This window comes from Rhizobium ecuadorense (genome assembly GCF_001187535.1).
GTDB lineage: Bacteria > Pseudomonadota > Alphaproteobacteria > Rhizobiales > Rhizobiaceae > Rhizobium > Rhizobium ecuadorense.
In genome coordinates this window covers 1-239 of record NZ_LFIO01000914.1, presented here as the reverse complement: position 1 = coordinate 239, position 239 = coordinate 1, and the positions used below count along the sequence as shown (strand labels likewise).

2 pseudogenes are annotated in these 239 nt (G+C 60.3%); both read left to right on the top strand.

Going from position 1 to position 239, the window contains the following annotated elements:
- Positions 1–151 (top strand): annotated as a pseudogene (locus AF337_RS15980) (SDR family NAD(P)-dependent oxidoreductase); the annotation flags it as partial.
- A pseudogene (locus AF337_RS42275) lies at positions 148–239 on the top strand (amino acid ABC transporter permease); the annotation flags it as partial. The pseudogenes AF337_RS15980 and AF337_RS42275, both read left to right, overlap by 4 nt.

Below are 239 nucleotides of genomic sequence, written 5' to 3'. Positions count from 1 at the left end.
AGCCCCCGTCGCCGTCAATATCGGGCACATGGAGATCACGCCGACGCTACAGGTTATGGGCGGGCTGCAGACGGCAAAGCCCCAGCCTTCGGCGAAGCCGGATCAATCCGCTGCGGCGAAGACGGATCAATCCGGGGAGCCAAGCCCGTGAGCGGTTTCGACCTTTCGGCAATCCTGGGAAATCCGGAATATACCGCCATGCTGCTGCATGGCATCGAGATGACCTTCATCATCTATGC